The 16,073-nt window shown below is 67.1% G+C and carries 15 protein-coding genes; 6 read left to right on the top strand and 9 right to left on the bottom strand.

Going from position 1 to position 16,073, the window contains the following annotated elements; genetic code table 11:
* The coding region (locus AAG801_RS31575) for an efflux RND transporter permease subunit (protein ID WP_341891943.1) at positions 1 to 582 on the bottom strand (582 nt) is incomplete at its 3' end.
* Positions 583 to 595: 13 nt separating this feature from the next.
* The gene (locus AAG801_RS31570) at positions 596 to 1,783 is read right to left on the bottom strand and encodes an efflux RND transporter periplasmic adaptor subunit (RefSeq protein ID WP_341891942.1); all 1,188 of its coding nucleotides are present in this window, start codon (positions 1,781 to 1,783) and stop codon (positions 596 to 598) included.
* Positions 1,784 to 1,882: 99 nt separating this feature from the next.
* Between AAG801_RS31570 and AAG801_RS31565 the strand changes: the two genes are divergently transcribed.
* Positions 1,883 to 2,509 (top strand): TetR family transcriptional regulator, encoded by a 627-nt coding sequence (locus AAG801_RS31565; protein ID WP_341891941.1) that lies wholly within the window; start codon positions 1,883 to 1,885, stop codon positions 2,507 to 2,509.
* Here AAG801_RS31565 and AAG801_RS31560 read toward each other — a convergent pair.
* Together AAG801_RS31560 and AAG801_RS31555 are read right to left on the bottom strand one after the other, a co-directional pair.
* Positions 2,506 to 3,033, bottom strand: coding sequence for a GNAT family N-acetyltransferase (locus AAG801_RS31560; protein ID WP_341891940.1), 528 nt, complete (start codon positions 3,031 to 3,033; stop codon positions 2,506 to 2,508). The genes AAG801_RS31565 and AAG801_RS31560 overlap by 4 nt on opposite strands.
* Positions 3,030 to 3,617: an XRE family transcriptional regulator gene (locus AAG801_RS31555; protein ID WP_341891939.1), complete on the bottom strand. Its 588-nt coding sequence runs from the start codon at positions 3,615 to 3,617 to the stop codon at positions 3,030 to 3,032. Before AAG801_RS31555 ends, AAG801_RS31560 begins: the two co-directional genes overlap by 4 nt.
* 142 nt (positions 3,618 to 3,759) lie before the next feature.
* On the opposite strand from AAG801_RS31555, the gene AAG801_RS31550 reads away from it, so the two are divergent.
* Positions 3,760 to 5,406 carry a BamA/TamA family outer membrane protein gene (locus AAG801_RS31550; protein ID WP_341891938.1) on the top strand — a complete coding sequence of 549 codons (1,647 nt, stop codon included), beginning with the start codon at positions 3,760 to 3,762 and terminating at the stop codon, positions 5,404 to 5,406.
* A gap of 13 nt (positions 5,407 to 5,419) precedes the next feature.
* On the opposite strand, the gene eutC is transcribed toward AAG801_RS31550, so the two are convergent.
* Genes eutC through eat form a run of 3 tightly spaced genes read right to left on the bottom strand, consistent with a single transcriptional unit; the run spans position 5,420 to position 9,069 of the window.
* Positions 5,420 to 6,262, bottom strand: coding sequence for an ethanolamine ammonia-lyase subunit EutC (gene eutC, locus AAG801_RS31545; protein WP_341891937.1), 843 nt, complete (start codon positions 6,260 to 6,262; stop codon positions 5,420 to 5,422).
* A 13-nt stretch (positions 6,263 to 6,275) separates the two neighbouring features.
* The gene (locus tag AAG801_RS31540) at positions 6,276 to 7,691 is read right to left on the bottom strand and encodes an ethanolamine ammonia-lyase subunit EutB (RefSeq protein WP_341891936.1); all 1,416 of its coding nucleotides are present in this window, start codon (positions 7,689 to 7,691) and stop codon (positions 6,276 to 6,278) included.
* Positions 7,692 to 7,701: 10 nt separating this feature from the next.
* The gene (gene eat / locus AAG801_RS31535; RefSeq protein ID WP_341891935.1) at positions 7,702 to 9,069 is read right to left on the bottom strand and encodes an ethanolamine permease; all 1,368 of its coding nucleotides are present in this window, start codon (positions 9,067 to 9,069) and stop codon (positions 7,702 to 7,704) included.
* A gap of 155 nt (positions 9,070 to 9,224) precedes the next feature.
* Between eat and AAG801_RS31530 the strand changes: the two genes are divergently transcribed.
* The gene (locus AAG801_RS31530; RefSeq protein WP_341891934.1) at positions 9,225 to 10,238 is read left to right on the top strand and encodes a helix-turn-helix domain-containing protein; all 1,014 of its coding nucleotides are present in this window, start codon (positions 9,225 to 9,227) and stop codon (positions 10,236 to 10,238) included.
* Positions 10,239 to 10,565: 327 nt separating this feature from the next.
* On the opposite strand, the gene AAG801_RS31525 is transcribed toward AAG801_RS31530, so the two are convergent.
* Entirely contained in the window at positions 10,566 to 10,784 is a 219-nt protein-coding gene (locus tag AAG801_RS31525; RefSeq protein WP_341891933.1) for a cupin domain-containing protein, read from the bottom strand.
* Between the two features lie 588 nt (positions 10,785 to 11,372).
* Between AAG801_RS31525 and AAG801_RS31520 the strand changes: the two genes are divergently transcribed.
* On the top strand, positions 11,373 to 11,981 hold the full coding sequence (locus AAG801_RS31520) for a hypothetical protein (protein WP_341891932.1): 609 nt from the start codon (positions 11,373 to 11,375) through the stop codon (positions 11,979 to 11,981).
* 31 nt (positions 11,982 to 12,012) lie between these two features.
* Here AAG801_RS31520 and AAG801_RS31515 read toward each other — a convergent pair whose 3' ends face one another.
* Positions 12,013 to 12,471 (bottom strand): hypothetical protein, encoded by a 459-nt coding sequence (locus AAG801_RS31515; RefSeq protein WP_341891931.1) that lies wholly within the window; start codon positions 12,469 to 12,471, stop codon positions 12,013 to 12,015.
* Between the two features lie 646 nt (positions 12,472 to 13,117).
* On the opposite strand from AAG801_RS31515, the gene AAG801_RS31510 reads away from it, so the two are divergent.
* Together AAG801_RS31510 and AAG801_RS31505 are read left to right on the top strand one after the other, a co-directional pair.
* Positions 13,118 to 13,723 (top strand): hypothetical protein, encoded by a 606-nt coding sequence (locus tag AAG801_RS31510; protein ID WP_341891930.1) that lies wholly within the window; start codon positions 13,118 to 13,120, stop codon positions 13,721 to 13,723.
* 488 nt (positions 13,724 to 14,211) lie between these two features.
* A partial coding sequence (locus AAG801_RS31505) for an AAA family ATPase (RefSeq protein ID WP_341891929.1) occupies positions 14,212 to 16,073 on the top strand: 1,862 nt, incomplete at its 3' end.

Raw genomic sequence — 16,073 nt, 5'->3', positions numbered from 1 at the left:
GACCAGCTTGGCCGGGTCTATCCAGATGCGCATCGCACGCTCGGTGCCGAACAGCTGCGCCTGGCCGACCCCCGGCACACGCTGCATCTCGGGCACCACGTTGCGCGAGGCGAAGTCGCCCAGCGCCACCGGGTCGAGCACGCCCTTGTCGCTGGACAGGATGACGAACAGCAGGAAGTTCGGGTTCGCCTTGTCGACCCGCACGCCCTGCTGCGTGACCGCCTGCGGCAGCCGCGGCGTGGCGCGGGAGAGGCGGTTCTGCACGTCGACCTGCGCGAGGTCGGGGTTGGTGCCGGGCTCGAAGCTCAACGTGATGCTGCCGGTGCCGTCGGCCTGCGTGACCGACTCGAAGTAGGCCAGGCCGGGCGAGCCGTTCATCTCGCGCTCGATCACCGCGATGACGCTGTCCTCCAGCGTCTGCGCCGAGGCACCGGGGTAACCGACGTTGACGACGATGGACGGCGGCGCCACCGGTGGGTACTGCGCCACCGGCAGCTGCGTGATCGCGACGCCGCCGATGACCAGAATGAACAGCGCGATGACCCACGCGAAGATGGGCCGGTCGATGAAGAACTGCGCCATGGATGCGGGCTCCTCAGCGCGAGGCCGCAGAGGCCGGGGCGGTCGCCGCGGGCACCGACGCGGCAGCCTGCCACGGCACCGGCTTCACCGCCGCGTTGGGGCGGACCTTCTGGAAGCCGTCGACCACCACCTGTTCGCCGCCGGCCAGGCCGTCGAGCACCACCCATTGCCGGTTCTGGCCCATGCTGACCCTGACCGGGCGCGTGGCGACCTTGCCCTCGGCATCGACGACCATCACCGTGTCGCCGGCACTGCCGCGCTGCACCGCCTGCTGCGGCAGCAGGATGGCCGAGGACACCTGCGCCTGCTCGAGGCGCACGCGCACGTACAGCCCCGGCAGCAGCGCGCCCTTCGGGTTCGGCAGTTCGGCGCGCAGCGTGATCTGGTCGGAGCTCGGATCGACCGTCAGGTCGGAGAACAGCAGCCTGCCGCGCTGCGGCGGCAGGCCGCCGTCGTCCAGCGTCACGGTGACCGGCACCGCGCCGTTGGCCGCCTGGTAGCGCCCGCTGGCGATCGCCGCGCGCAGGCGAAGCACCTCGGCAGCGCTCTGCGTGAAGTTGACGTACAGCGGGTCGATCTGCTGCACCACGGCGAGCTGCGTCGCTTCGCCCTGCCCGACCAGCGCCCCTTCGGTGACCAGCGCCCGGCCGATGCGCCCGGAAATTGGCGCGTTGACTGCCGCGTAGCCGAGGTTGATCTGTGCCGTCTGCAGCGCTGCCTTGGCCGACGCGACATCGGCCTCGGACTGCTTGAAGGCCGCCTGCGCAGCGATGTACTCCTGCTGGCTCACCGCATTGGCCTCGGCCAGCGGCTTGTAGCGCTCGGCCTGGGTGCGCGTCTGCATCAGGTTGGCCTCGGCGCGGGCCAGCGCCGCCTGCGCCGAAGCCAGCGTGGCACGGTACGGCGCGTCGTCGATGCGGAAAAGCGGCTGGCCGGCCTTGACGTCGCTGCCTTCGTTGAACAGGCGACGCTGCACCACCCCGGCGACGCGCGCGCGCACCTGGGCGATGCGTGAGGCTTCGGTGCGGCCGGGCAGCTCGGTGACCAGGCCGACGCTGCCCTTGGTGGCCACGACGACGCCGACCTCGGGCGGCGGCGCGGCCGCCGGCGCACTCGCTCCCGGCTTGGGCCCACAGGCCACCAGCAGCATGGCCGCGGCGATCGACAGAAACGAGAGATGGAGGCCCCGCCACGCTGACATGTTTTCCCCTTGTTGCGTCCGGCGCCTCCCGACGCCGCGTGCAGTGAAGCTACTATACATACATGTGTGAATGTATGTCAGACGCGGGCTGAGTCGACGATGGCACGCCGGACCAAGGAGGAGGCGCAGCGCACCCGCGAGCACATCCTCGACATGGCGGAGCGCGAGTTCCATCGCCGCGGGGTGTCGCGCACCTCGCTGGAGCACGTGGCGGCGGCGGCCGGCGTGACGCGCGGCGCGGTCTACGGGCACTTCAGGAACAAGGCCGACCTGTTCAACGCGATGATGAACCGCGCCACGCTGCCGCTGGAGAGCGAGATCCTGCGCAGCGGCGAGCGCACGCTCGACGACCCGGTGGCGCAGATCCGCGGCAGCTTCGTGGCTGCGCTGCGCGCCACGGTGAACGATCCCCAGGCGCGCCGCGTGTTCGAGAGCGCACTGTTCAAGGTCGAACACGGCAACGCGCTGCGCGGCGTGCGCGAGCGGCGCCTGACGGGGCTGCAGCGGCGCGTCGAGAACGTCGAGCGCGGCTTCCGCCGCGCGGCGCGGCTGGGCCTGTGGAAGGCGGCCGTCCCGGCGCGCACGGCGGCGCTGGGCATCCACTCCCTGATCGACGGGCTGATCAGCAACTGGATGATCGACCCCGAGGCCTTCGACTTGGTGCGCGTGGGTGAACAGGCGATCGACGCCTACCTGCGCGGGCTGCAGGCCGGGGCCAGCGCCTAGAGTTGCTTGTGGAAGTAGGTGGTCGCGCAGGGGCGGCCGTCCGGCATCAGCGCGTAGTTCGGGATCGTGCCGACCGCCTGCCAGCCGCCGCGCGCATACAGGCGCTCGGCATCGCCGCCGGTGACGGTGTCGAGCACCAGCACCGTCTTGCCCTCCTCGCGGGCGGCCTGCTCGATGGCCAGGAGCAGTTGCCGCGCCAGCCCGCGCCGCCGCGCGCCGCGGTGCACCAGCATCTTCGCCACGTCGGCGCGATGCGGCTGGTTGTCGGGCTGGGCGACGATCAGCTGCACGGTGCCGACGATCCGCCCGGCGGCGTCCTCGGCGATCAGCAGCACACGTTCGCCGGCCCGCACGCCTTCGGCCACGCCGCGCCAGAACGCCCGCGCGCGCTCGCGCGCCAGCGGCCACATGAAGCTGACCGAGGCACCGCCTTCCACACAGTCGAGCAGCACATCGGCCAGTGCGTCGACGTGCCTCGCCGCTTCGTCAGCGGCGAGGCGGCGGATGCGCAAGCCTGCACTCATGGCGCTCTCCGTGGCTTTGGCATCGTCGGCGTCGACAGCGCCACGAGATAGCGCGCGGCGGCGGTGCCCGGGTTGCGGTAGGCGATCGGCTCGTCCAGCGTCATCGCCAGGCAGTCGCCAGCTTCCAGGTACCAACGTGTGGTGCCGACGGTGAGTTCCATCACACCGTCGATCATCCACACCTGCTGGTGGACCTCGCCGCGCGCAGCGTTGTCGTACGCGACACGCCGCCCCGGCGGGAACAGCACGTCGACAAGCTGGATCGGCGAGACGCCGGGCGGCGAGACGTTGCGCCGCACGTAGCCGGAGTCCGGATCCGTCCACAGCGGCTGCTCGGCCACGCGGGCCAGCGGCGACGGCTCGGCAGAAGCCTCTGCCGTCGCCTCGAACAGCGAGGCCATTGTCACGCCCAGGCCGGCGCCCAGCCGGTCGAGCACAGTCGCCGTCGGGCTGCTCTCGCCACGCTCGATCAGCGAGATGTTCGAGCGGCTGACGCCGCTGCGCTCGGCCAGCGCCTCGAGGCTCCAGCCGCGCGCCTCGCGCAACTGCCTGATGCGCCTGCCGATCAAGGTGTTGATGTTCATTCGTCCAGTTTACTGGATTGCGCATCCAGTTTTCTGGCTCACTCGCTTCGGCCGCGGCCACCGCCGCTGCGCTGACGCACGTTAAGGTGCGGACAACGCCCGGCAGGCACAGTGCGGCCATGCTGTCGTACCCTCGCAGCCTGTGCTGACGCTGCGCCCCCTGCTCGCTCCGTTCGTCCTGGTCCTGGCCCTGGCTCTGCTGGCGGGCGAGGCGGCCCGGGCCGAGCCGTCGCCGGCCACTGCGCCCGGCTTCGCCGAGCTGGAGGCGGCGGGGGCACGCATCGGGGTGATCCGCGTCGTGCCCGGGCCGATCTTCGACACGACCGACCCGAAGGAAGACAACGCACTCTTCCGCGCCGCCAACCGCCTGCACATCCCGACACGCCCCGGCGTGATCGAACGCACGCTGCTGTTCAAGCGCGGCGACACGGTTTCCGTGCGCGTGATCGAGGAGACCGAGCGCCTGCTGCGCGGCAACCGCTACCTCTACGACGTGCACATCCGGCCGGTGGACTATCACGACGGCGTGGTCGACATCGAGGTGGCAACGCGCGACACCTGGTCACTCGACCCGGGGCTGAGCGCCGGACGCTCCGGCGGCGAGACCACCGGTGGCTTCATGCTGCGCGACTACAACGTGTTCGGCACCGGCACGTCGATCGCGATCGGCCGCTCGAAGGAGGTCGACCGCACCAGCACGGAGTTCCAGTTCTCGAACAGTCGCGCCTTCGGCACCTGGACGTCGGTCAGCTACGAGCACGCGCGCAACAGCGACGGCAGACGCGATGCGCTGTCGGTGGTGCGGCCCTTCTACGCGCTCGACACCCGCTGGACCGCGGGAGCGACCGCGTCCGACGACGATCGCATCGATTCGGTCTACAACGCCGGCAACGTGGTCAGCCAGTACCGCCGGGTAGCGCGCCGGGCCGACGTGTTCGGCGGCTGGTCAGCCGGTCTGCGCGACGGCTGGGTGCAACGCTACACGGCCGGGCTGCGCCTGCGCGAGGACCGCTTCGCAGCGGAGCCCGGGCTCGTTGCGCCGGCATCGCTGCCGGCCGACGACAAGCTCGTCATGCCCTTCGTTCGCTACACGCTGATCGAGGATCGCTTCGAGCGCTCGCTCAACCGCAACCTGATCGGACGCCCCGAGTTCTTCGCGCTCGGCCTCGCGGCCGCCGTTCAGGTCAGCCGTGCCTCCCGGCGGCTCGGCTCGTCGCGCTCGCCGTGGCTCTACGCGGCATCGATCGACCGCGGCTACGAGCTGGCCGACGACCACCTGCTCGTCGCGTCTGCACAGCTGTCGGGAGAGGTCGACGACGGTCGCATGCGCCGCCAGCGCCTGTCCGCGCAGTCGCAGTACTACATGCGCCAGGGCTCGCACTGGCTCTTCTACGCCTCTGCCTCGGCCGACCTGTTGACGCGCCCGCAACTGCTCGATGCGCTGCTGCTCGGCGGCGACAACGGGCTGCGCGGCTACCCGCTGCGCTACCAGAGCGGCACGCGGCGCGCGCTGCTCACGGTGGAGGAACGCTTCTACACCGACCTCTACGTCTGGCAGCTGTTCCGCGTCGGCGGCGCCGCGTTCCTCGACGTCGGTCGCGCCTGGGGCGGCGACAACGTCAACACGCTCAACCCGGGATGGCTGCGCAATGCCGGTGTGGGCCTGCGCATCGTCAGTTCGCGGGCCGCCTTCGGCAACGTGCTGCACATCGACCTGGCGTTCCCGATCGATGCGACGGCGGACATCAAGAAGGTGCAGTTCCTGGTCAAGACGCGCTCCAGCTTCTGAGCCGCGGCGCCGTTCAACGTTCGCCGAGCAGGAAGTTGGGCTGTGCCGCGATCGCCTCGCCGGCTGCGCCGCTCTCGTCCTTGAGGCCGACGCCGGTCAGCCCGCGGCGCAGCGCCTCATCGAGCAGATAGGCGAGCCTGGCGGCGGCCTGCGCGTAACCCAGGCCCTCGGGCCGCACGTTCGAGAGGCAGTTGCGCTCGGCGTCGTGGCGCCCGATGCGCGGCGCCCAGGTGAGGTAGATGCCCAGACTGTCCGGTGAACTGAGCCCCGGCCGTTCGCCGATCAGCACGACGGCGATGCGCGCGTCGAGCAGCTCGCCGATGCCGTCGCCCACCGCCACGCGACCCTGCTCGACCACGGCCACTGGCGCGATCGACCAGCGTGCAGCCGCCGGTTCAGCGCGCAGCGCGGCGATCAGCGGCGCGGCGTGGCGCTGGACGGCGAGCGCTGAGAGCCCGTCGGCAATCACGATCGCGATGTCGTGCGGCGCGCCGCCCTGCGCTTGCCGCCGGCTGCGCAGCGCCTCTAGCTGCTCACGCGACGCCGCGCCGAGCTGCCGGCCGAGGTCGGGCCGCTGCAGGTAGATCGGCCGCGTGCTGGCAGCACTGTGCAGGGCCAGCGTCGGCAGGCCCAGCGCCTCGATCTCGCCGCGCAGCGCGGCCACGTCGAGCGGGCGGTGGACGGCATCGCGCGCCTGCGCATGCGCGAGCTGGAAGTCGAGCTGCGCGGCCGTCGGCAGGCTGACGCCGGCCCGCCCGAGGCCGATGCGCGCCGGCGTGTGGCGTCGCAGCGCACGCCACGGGTTGTCGATCACCGAGGACGACGTTGTGGCGGGTGGCTTCGGTTCGCGGGGCATGTCCGTCGGATCCTCAGCGCGGAGCCGGCAGCGCATGGGCGAAGCCCGGCGGCGCGCCGCCCGCGTGCCGTGCCAGCTTCGCACTCGCATTGGGTTCGAAGATGTCCATGCGCTCCAGCCAGGCCTCGAACTCCGGCGCCGGGCGCAGGCCGAGCACACGCCGCGCGTAGAGCGCGTCGTGGAACGAGGTGGTCTGGTAGTTGAGCATCACGTCGTCCGAACCCGGGATGCCCATGATGAAGCTGCAGCCGGCCACGCCGAGCACGGTGAGCAGCACGTCCATGTCGTTCTGGTCGGCCTCGGCGTGGTTGGTGTAGCAGATGTCGCAGCCCATCGGCAGGCCGAGCAGCTTGCCGCAGAAGTGGTCTTCCAGTCCGGCGCGGATGATCTGCTTGCCGTCGTACAGATACTCCGGCCCGATGAATCCGACCACGGTGTTGACGAGCAGCGGCTCGAACCGCCGTGCCACGGCGTAGGCGCGCGCCTCGATGGTCTGCTGGTCGCAACCGTGGTGGCCGTTGGCGGACAGCGCGCTGCCCTGGCCGGTCTCGAAGTACATGACGTTGTCGCCGCGCGCGCCGTCGAAGTCTGCGCCACGGCGCAGCGACAGCGCTGCGGCGCGCGCCTCGGCGAGCAGCGCCAGGTCGATGCCGAAGCTGGTGTTGGTGGCCTGGGTGCCGCCGATGGACTGGAAGACGAGATCGACCGGCGCGCCACGCTCGATCGCCTGCAGCGTGTTCGTCACATGGGTCAGGATGCAGCTCTGCGTCGGGATCTGGTAGCGCGTGATCACCGCGTCGAGCATCTGCAGCAGGCGCATCACCTGCGGCACGTTGTCGGTCGCCGGATTGATGCCGATGACAGCATCGCCGCTGCCGTAGAGCAGGCCGTCGAGCAGGCTGGCGGCGATGCCGGCGGTGTCGTCGGTCGGGTGGTTGGGCTGCAGGCGTGTCGACAAGCGCCGCGGCAGCCCGATGGTGTTGCGGAAGCGGCTGCGCACGCACACCTTGCGCGCGACCTGGATCAGATCCTGGTTGCGCATGATCTTCGAGGTGGCAGCGACCATCTCGGGCGTCAGGCCCCTGGCCAACGCCGCGAGCGCCTCGCCATCGGTATCGTCCGACAGCAGCCACTCGCGGAAACCGCCGACGGTCAGGTGGGCCACGGCCGCGAAGGCCTGCGCATCGTGGCTGTCGATGATCAGCCGCGTGACCTCGTCGTCCTCGTAGGGCACCACCACCTCGTTGAGGAACTGGCGCAGCGGCACCTCGGCCAGGGCCATCTGCGCCGCCGCGCGCTCCTCGGCCGAGCCGGCCGCCACGCCGGCGAGGTGGTCGCCGGATCGCTCCGGCGTGGCGCGCGCCAGCAGCATCCGCAAGCCGTCGAAGCGGTGGTTGCGAACGCCGACGGCATGGCTGTAGACCGGCATGGCGAGAATGCTACGCCGCGGCCGCCAGTGCGGCGCTGCGCCGCGTCGCGGTGGTCAGGAAGTAGGCGTAGCCGATCCCCATCGCGCCAACGAACAGGCCGGCCACGATCGGGTTGAACCAGGCCATGGTCAGCAGGCACAGCACAGCCGCGCCCAGCGCGAAGGCCGGGAAGATCGGGAACAACGGCGCGCTGAACGGGCGCTCCAGCTTCGGCTCGCTGGCGCGCAGCTTGAACAGGCTGGCCATGCTCATGATGTACATGACGATCGCGCCGAACACCGACATGGTGACGATGTTCGCCGTCAGCGTCTGGCCGCCGATCTTGATCAGCTCGTCGCTGAAGATCGCTGCGATGCCGACCGCACCGCCGGCCAGGATGGCGATGTGCGGCGTGTGCCGCGTCGGGTGGACCTTGCCCAACAGCGGCGGCAGGAAGCCGGCGCGCGACAGCGCGAAGATCTGCCTCGAGTAGCCGATGATGATGCCGTGGAACGAGGCCACCAGCCCGAACAGGCCCAGCCACACCAGCATGTGCAGCCAGCCGCTGTTCTCTCCGACGATGGTCTTCATCGCCTGCGGCAGGGGGTCGTTGATGTTCGAGAGCTTGGCCCAGTCGCCCGAACCGCCGGCGAACACCATCACGCCGGTGGCCAGCGCCACCAGCGTCAGGATGCCGCCGATGTAGGCGATCGGGATCGAGCGGCGCGGCGTCTTGGCCTCTTCGGCCGCCATCGCCACACCCTCGATCGCCAGGAAGAACCAGATCGCGAACGGGATCGCCGCGATGATGCCGCTGATCGAGCCGATGCTGAAGCTGTCGGCGCCCGACCAGCCGCCCTTGACGAAATTCGCCACCGAGAAGCCCGGCGCGACCACGCCCATGAAGACCAGTAGCTCGAAGATGGCGATCAGCGTGACGATCAGCTCGAAGCTCGCCGCGATGGTGATGCCGGCGATGTTCAGCGACATGAAGATCACGTAGGCGCCGACCGCGACCCACTTCGGGTCGAGTGCCGGGAACTGCACGTTGACGTAGGCGCCGATCGCCAGCGCGATGGCCGGTGGCGCGAAGACGAACTCGACCAGCGTGGCGAATCCGGCGATGAAGCCGCCGGTCGGCCCGAAGGCGCGCCGGCTGTACTCGAACGGCCCCCCGGCATGCGGAATCGCGGTGGTCAGCTCGGTGAAGCTGAAGATGAAGGTCGTGTACATCAGCGCGATGAACAGCGAGGTGACCAGGAAGCCCAGCGTGCCCGCCGAGGCCCAACCGTAGCTCCAACCGAAGTACTCGCCAGAGATGACGAGGCCCACGGCGATGCCCCACAGTTGAAACGTGCCCAGCGTCTTGTTCAACGTGGGGCTGGCGGATGTAGTCATGGTGTGGTTCCCTCGGGTTGATTCGCTGTGTCGCCGTGCACCAGAGTGAAGTGGCCCGGCGCTTGCAAAGACGTCTCTCAGGACGCGCTCGGAAGTCTCGGACCGAACCGAATGCGGGCGTTATCGAGATTTGGCAAACCTTGCGGGAGATGCGCATGGCCAAAGCCGCATTGCATTCGTCGCTTTCAGCGCCGGCCGCACGCCAGGCCCTGGCGAACGACGTTGACGAACACGCCGCGAATCTCGCCGGCTGGCAGCAGCGCTACGACCAGCTCTCGCGCGGTGCCTTCCGCGGAGAGATCGCCGAGTTGTGGTTCGACGACGTGCAGGTGTTCCGCGAACGCACCAGCCACGCGGTGCGCCAGGCCTGTTCGATCCGCCCGGGCACGGTGTGGTGCGGCGTGACGCTCGCCCACGACGGATCGCGCATCGAGGGTCACCTGGTCGGCGAAGGTGGCGTGATGGTCAGCGGCAATCCAGCCGAGTTCGAACTCTCGACGCCGGACAGGCACGACATCCTCGGCATCGTGGCCAGCCGCACGAGCCTGCACGAGGTGGCGCAGGCGCTCGGCACGGCGTTGAACGGCGACGCGCTGGAGCACCCCACGTGGCTGGCCTGCCCTCCCGAGGCACGCGCGCAACTGGTGCACGGCCTGTCGCAACTGGTTGGCGAGGGGGTTGCGGGGCGGAACTGCCACGCCAGCGCCCAGTCGCGCCGCTTCGCCCAGCACGCGGTGCTCGAGTCGCTGCTCGCCGTACTGGCGACGCCGCAGGCCGACAGCCATGAGTGCCTGAGCTTCGAACGGCGCCGCAGACTCGTGCGCGCCGCCTGCGAGGCGACGATCTCGCAGGCCGATGCCGTACCCACCGTACCCGATCTGTGCGCGCGGCTTCACGTGAGCCGGCGCACGCTGCAGTACGCGTTCGAGACCGTGGCGGGAACCAGCCCGGTCCTCTACCTGAGGGCGTTGCGGCTCAATGCGGTGCGTCGCGACTTGCGCGCAGGCCGTGCCACGAAGGTGCAGGACGCAGCAGCCCGGCACGGCTTCTGGAGCCTCAGCCAGTTCAGCAGCGACTACCGCCAGCAGTTCGCCGAGCGGCCCTCGCAGACGCTGGAGCGCGCGTGCACCTCCCCGCGGGGTGCGGCGCCGAGCCAGGCCCAGCGCTGAGCCAGAAACGACGAAGCCCGCTCGTGGCGGGCTTCGATCGTTGTGGAAAACACCAACGAGCAGCCGAGCTTTCCGCCATCAGTTGGCCGCGCTCGACCAGATTATGGAGGCTAGGCTCATGATTTTCCTCCATCGCCTGTCCGCTTTCGCAGATTTCCACTATGGAATGGCCGGTCTCGCAGGCAACGACTAAGTCCCTCTCGGGCAAGGACTTTCTCTGTCGAACCACTCAGGCAAGTGGCCTTTCGCTTCCGTGGGCTTGTGCCTCCGTAGCCCTCGGCATCGCCCATGCCCGCGCTGGGCGGTCCACGGGCAGGACCGCGGCGGTCACGACTTGTGCGCGACGGTGACCAGCGCGCTCGCGTCGCTCAGGGCTTTGACTCCGTGCGTGGCCCCGCCTGTCAGGAACAGCAGCTCACCGGGCTCCAGCCTCACCGTCTTGTCGTCAAGCTCAACCTCCAGGCTGCCCTCTAGACAGTGAATCGTGATTTCGCCGAGCACCTGGTGCGGAGGCAACGACTTGCCTCGGACGAGGACGAGGCGCATGACTTCAAGGTCGGCCGACTTGAAAAGTGCCGATGTCCTTTCGGTGCTTAGCCGCCCGCCCAGTGGGCGGACATCGAGTGGCTGACCGGGTGAAGCGTGCGGGAGTGCCATGGCGCATGCGACCTAAGCTCGTCAGTGTCTGCCTTAGCAGGGGGTGGCGCAACCCGAGCGCACAAAGCGCGCATCCGTCTCCCCGGGCCGCGTTCGACGCCTTCCGCTTAAGGCTGGCCGTGTTTGACAGTCTTCCACTTTGCACTGGCCACGTTTCACGTCTTTCCGCCTTGCTTTGGCCAGGTTCGACGCTTTTCCGCTATCGGATGGCCGCACTCGCTCAGCTCGCCGCCTGCCGTCGCGATGCGCCACAGCGGCGTGCTGCCCCTTAGAGCGCTCGAACTCGGGAGATGCCGACTGTCGCTGCGCCATTGGAAGCTACGATGCGATGTGGCTCTTCAATCTAGGCGGCTCGCTCGACTATTTCAGTTCCTCCAGCGCAATCACAGCTGGAACGCCGTCTTCCAGCAGGACGAGTACCGTCGAGCACTCGCTCATTGCGACGGTCCGCTGGCGCGCCTGGAAGCACTCTTGCACATGACGGCTAATTCCCAGTCAGCGCCGAAGCTGGGGAAGCTCGGCAAGTTCTGGCGAGAGTTCGCGGCGTTCACGCCCTCGGGGGCTGTTCGGCTTGCCAACCTGTCTCGGCACTTTGAGAACGCTCGGGGCATCGCCAAGCAGGGGGCTGGCCCCTGGGACCGGCTGTTTCACGCCCTGGCTGAGCAACCAGGCTGGGGGCCTAAGACTTCGGCCCTCTTTGTGAAGGGCACCATCGAAATCCATCGCGGGCCCAGGTACCTGCACTTCCTTCGGGATGCCGACGCAGCCGCAGCGCCGCTAACGAACGACACCGTCTACCTACCCGTCGACTCGGTCATCACTTGCATCTTCAAGAATCTGGGCTTGGAAGAAGCAGACTTCGTAACTGTCAACAAAGCACTGTCGAAGGTCTACTCAGCAGAAGAGATGCTGGTCTGGGACGACCTTTGGTACTGGGGCTTCTTCACTCAGGTCTCTGACGGCAGCAACCGCACGCTCAACTGGAACAGCGACAAGTTCTGGTGCCAGCCGTCGGCCCAAAGGGCTCAAGAAGCCGAAGTGCAGCGCTTGGGGGAAGAGTTCATCGCGATTTGCCGCGGGGAGTAATCAGCGCAGCGAGCATGACTCCGGACAGCTTCTAGGCGCCGCCCTTCATCGCAGCCAACCGCGCCGCGGCTTCCTTCTTCCCGATGCCGCGCAGGCCTGCGATTGCGCTCAGGCTCTTGGCCCTGGGCTTGGACTTGCCAGCTTCCCACTGGTAGACCGACTGCCCGGTCGCGCCGACCAACATCCCAAAGTCCGAGGCGCTCAGGCCCAAGCGGCGCCTATTACTGGCCATGCCCTTCGCGCTGAAACGGACACCCTCATCAGCTGCAGGCCCCGGCTCACCCGAACTCGCCTTACCGGTAGGCCTCTTCTCACTCCCCTTGGCCAAGGCTCGGACCAGCTTCTCGAGGTCCTGAAGCCGCCGCTTCATGGCGACAAGCTCGGCTCGCTGGCTCGAAACTGTCTTCTTCAACGCCTCAGACTCTGCCCGCAGTTCTTTGCGCGCGAGTCGGGAAACTTCAGCTTTGAGGATGGTCGCTAGGTTCGGCATGCCCAGATTGTGCACATAGTGCTAAAGGTTCGGTCCCAGGTGCCGATGCAAGCCAAAGACCAATTGCTTCGTGCACCTGAATGCCCGCAGCCGACACCGCGCACGCCCAACATCCTCAGCGCCAAGCAACCACCCAGTCCCGTGGCGGCGCCAAGCTCGTAGTTGCCGCACTCCCGCGTAAGCATGTACCGTCCTCTGCGGTAGTGCAACCCGGGGCTTGCCGAGCCGAGCTGACATTCCACGGCCTCTCGGTCAAAGTAGGCGACGGACACATCGCCGGCTTGGTGGCCTGGGTTCTTGGCGCGAACTACGTCGACGTTCACCTGTCGACGTTTCCCGAACACAGCCATCGTATCGGCCCACCCAAGCCACTTCAGTCTGCCGCGCTCGAACGCCGGCGCGCGTCACTCGACATTGCGATTCGCGATGAGGCTTGGTTCACCAGACAAGTTGACGAGGCGTTCCTCGCCGCGTCATTGGCCGGCGCAAGGCGGCAAGAGATGTGCGCGAAGTGGGGGTCAGACCTGCTTTCGAGTGCGCTCAAACTCGTTCCCGCTAGCCATCAGGTCAACACTCGGTTTGGGAGAGTGCTGAGCAAACCATAACCCCTCTCGCGAACACCTCGCCGAGTCAACAAAGGAGCCTCATGACGAACGCCAAATCCAAAGCAACACAAGCCGCCGAAGGACCTACGATGTCCGCGAACCTTGACAAGCACTTGAACATCCTCGAATCCCTGTTCAAGGACGTCACGGGCAACCTCTCCATGGGCGACTTCAAGAACGCCGCCAGCTATCTCAAGTCCATCGGCCTACTGGCCGCCGCGCTTTCACGCCAGTGCCAGCAGGAGTTCGAACTTGGTCTCATCGATGAAATCGAAGAGTTGCCCACTGGCGACGAAGTCGCTGAAGCGCTCGTGTTGAAGCGCAAGCTGAACCATCGCGAACTTCAGTTCAGCGCTCTCGAAACGGCGCTCACCAACTACTTGGCCCTGGTCGGCTCTCGTTGCTTCCTCACAGCCAAGGATGCGGCCAACTCGCTGCGGTCCGTCGCGACGGACATCGAGCAGCAAGAGGAAACGGAGCTCTTCCCGAAGCCAATGACGGACGCGGACATGCGAGCATGGGCAGCCCAGCATGGGATTAAGGTCATCGACGCCACAAAGTCCACGGCCAACACTTCAAAGGCGAGGCGTACTACGTCCTCAAAGTCTGCGAAGGGCATCAAGTCTAGAAGCGCCGCTCACCGCTAGGTGCCTGCCGGCGTCTCTCTGGGCTCCGGCGCCCAATGTATCGCGTTTGGGCGCCAGAGCCGATTGAGTGCTTCTATGCGGGAGACGAGCTCAGCAGTGCAGGAAGCGTGCATCTCCGAACTGGCAGCGGAGTGGAAGTACTCGCCATAGTCGATGGCACGAAGACTGTTGGACCCACCAGACTTGCAGCCTGTGCCGGGGGCGGCGCTGATAGTGGGCCAGGCTCCAAGTGAGCAGGTGAGACTCGGATGGTTGTCGAACCTCCCGGATTCGCTTGCGCGACTTGTCGTGGCCAACACCACTTCGGGTCAAGCAGATTCACGCGACTAGAGTCCGCGTCGGCCATGGCGTATCAGCTCATCTACGAAGTCCTGCCAGAGCACACTGCGAAGACACTCGCCCGGACCATTCACTGAGGTCTCACTGACGCAAAGCGGTTGCTATGCTGCGTGTCAGTCGCACAGAGCAATGCGACGTAGGGAGACCGCATGTACCTAAAGCGCATTCGTGCGAGCAACTTTCGCGCGTTCGGCGACGGCACCGCCTCGCCGACCTTGGATTGGGAGCTATCCCCCGGGATGAACATCCTTGTCGGGGAGAACGACGCCGGCAAGACCGCGGTAGTCGACGCCATCCGGCACGTGCTGTGGACCACGAGCTACGAATTCGTCCGACTGTTTGAGACCGACTTTCACGTCAACGGCTCGAAGCGCGCGACCTCGCTGTTCATCGAAGCGACGCTCGCCGACCTAAGCGCCGACCAAGAAGCCGCCGTGCTGGAGTGGCTCACCCACGAGGCGGACGGGTCCAGAAACCTCATCCTCCATGTGCAAGCGCGATGGATTCCGCCCCAGGACAACAAGCGCGGACGCGTCGACGCGGTGACCCGCGCCGGCAGCGGCGGCGTCGGGCCGGAGATTGGGTCGGCTGTACGGGAACTTGTCCGAGCAACATACCTGCGGCCGCTGCGAGACGCCGAGGCCGAGCTTCAGCCGGGGCGTCAGTCCCGGCTGTCCCAGATTCTCGGCGCGCACAAGAGCATCGGTGGGCAGGAGAAGAACGACTTCGTCGTTGCGACGCCGAAGGAAGTCCCGAAGAACCTAGTGGGCCTTATGGCCTTCGCCCAACACCACCTCGGAGAGCACGAGGTCATCAAGGGCGTCGAGAAGGACATCAACGACAACTACCTGAACAAGTTCGCATTTGCTGGGGATGAGTTGTCTTCGCGGATTCAGATTGCACCGGACCTGGCCTTGCAGCCCATCCTCGAGAAGTTCGAACTCAGCTTGTTGCCGTCGACGGGCATCCATCCCGACGAGCGATGCGCTCGGGGCCTTGGGTACAACAACGCCCTCTTCATGGCCACGGAACTGGTGCTACTTCGGGATGGAGAGGAACTCGCGCTGCTATTGGTGGAGGAGCCGGAAGCCCACCTGCATCCGCAACTCCAGGAGCGCGTCCAGCGATTGCTGGAGCAGAGCGCTACCAAACCGGACGAAGGCAAGCGAAGGGTCCAGGTCGTCATGACAACCCACAGCCCGTCGCTGGCCGCAAGTGCCGACGTTGGCAGCATGACGCTGGTGCACCGCGCCCACCTCTACAGCCTGGCTCACGACAAGACAAGGCTGAAGAAGAGCGACTACGAGTTCCTGCGGCGGTTCATCGACGCGACCAAAGCGAACCTGTTCTTTGCCCGTGGTGTGGCGATTGTCGAAGGGCCAGCCGAGGCTCTACTGCTCCCGGCGCTGGCGGAAGCGTGCGACCGGTCCTTCTCCCGGCACGGCGTGTCGATGGTCAACGTCGGTAACGTTGGCCTGTATCACTACGCAAGGGTTCTTCAGCGAGCTGATGAGACGGTCAAGGTACCGATACCCGTGGCATGCCTCACAGACCGCGATGTTGTGCCGGATGTCGCCAACGACTACGTGGTCAAAGCCGGCACGAAGAAGCGATTCGAGTCCGAGTACACCGATACGGAAATCGATTCCCTGGTCAAGGCTAAGGAGGACCGCGCACAGGGTGGAAACACCGTCGTGTGCGTCTCGGACCGCTGGACCTTTGAGTACGACCTTGCACTCTACGGATGCGCCGAGCTGATGTTCACCGCGATTCAGCTTGCCAAGCTCGCCGATACCAAGGGCGAACGCCTAGACGAAGCCGACGAAGTCGCGGCAATGGCGGTGGCTCATGACGAGTGGGAGGCGCTAAAAGCTTCCGGGCACAGCGCTGAAAAGCTGGCCTCGGTCATCTACCAGCCGCTTCAGGAGAAAGATGCGTCCAAGGCCGTGGCGGCCCAATACGCCGCCTACCTGGTCGCCACCGGAAACTACGGCAAGGGCGAAGAGCTGTT

It is taken from the genome of Variovorax sp. YR752 (assembly GCF_943372545.1).
The sequence above is the reverse complement of the archived record's forward strand: the minus strand, read 5'-3'. Positions and strand labels throughout refer to the sequence as shown.